Annotated in this window: 1 protein-coding gene; it reads left to right on the forward strand. The window is 71.8% G+C overall.

Going from position 1 to position 1079, the window contains the following annotated elements; translation table 11 throughout:
* Window positions 1-1079, forward strand: a 1079-nt coding sequence (locus AC27VN_RS42185; protein ID WP_490880623.1) for an outer membrane protein assembly factor BamB family protein, incomplete at both ends; no start/stop codon positions are given.

A 1079-nucleotide genomic window follows, 5' to 3' on the forward strand; every position in this document is an offset into this window, starting at 1 on the left:
AGCGCCTCGAGGGCATCGCGCCGCAGGCCGATCCGCCCTTCACCAGCGAGGCGCTGCCGCCCGCCGGCGCCGACTGGACCGCCTACGGCGGCACCGCCATGGGCCAGCGCTATTCGACGCTGGGCCAGATCACGCCGGTCAACGTGTCGCAGCTCCAGGAGGCCTGGCACTACCGCACCGGCGACGTGCGCGGCCAGCCCGGCGATCCCGAGGAGACCACCTTCGAGGTCACGCCGCTGAAGGTCGGCGAGCGGCTGTTCCTCTGCACGCCGCACCAGTCGGTGGTGGCGCTCAACGCGACCACGGGTCAGGAGCTGTGGCGCCACACGCCGAAGATCGCGCCCTCGCTCGCGCTGCAGCATCTCACCTGCCGCGGCCTCTCGTACCAGCCGCCGCCGGCCGCGGCGCCATCGCCCAACCTCTCGGCCGACGGCGCCTGCGCCGCCAAGCTGTTCATGCCCACGGCCGACGGCCGCGTGCTCGCGCTCGATCCCGAGAGCGGCAAGCCCTGCGCGCGCTTCGGCGGCGGCAGCGGCCAGATCGACCTGTGGAAGAACATGCCCAACGTGAAGCCGGGCTCGTACTACGCGACCTCGCCGGTGGTGGTCACGCGCTCGCTGATCGTGGTGGGCGGCACCGTGCTCGACAACGTCTCGACGCAGGAGACCTCGGGCGTGATCCGCGCCTTCGACATCGAGACTGGCGCGCTGGTGTGGAACTGGGATTCGGGCCGGCCCGAGGACACCGCGCCGATCGGCCCGGGCCGGACCTATTCCGTCAACTCGCCCAACAGCTGGTCGATCTCGAGCGTGGACGAGAAGCTCGGCATGGTCTACGTGCCCATGGGCAACCAGCCGCCCGACCAGTGGGGCGGCAAGCGCACCGAGGGCGCCGAGCGCTATGCGTCATCGGTGGTCGCGCTCGACCTCGCGACCGGCCGCGTGCGCTGGCATTTCCAGACCGTGCACCACGACCTCTGGGACTACGACGTGCCCGCGCAGCCCAGCCTGGTCGACCTGCGCGTGGGCAGCGTGCGCGTGCCGGCGCTGGTGCAGCCGACCAAGCAGGGCGAGCTGTTC

It is taken from the genome of Variovorax sp. 20P10.2.4, from assembly GCF_058244205.1.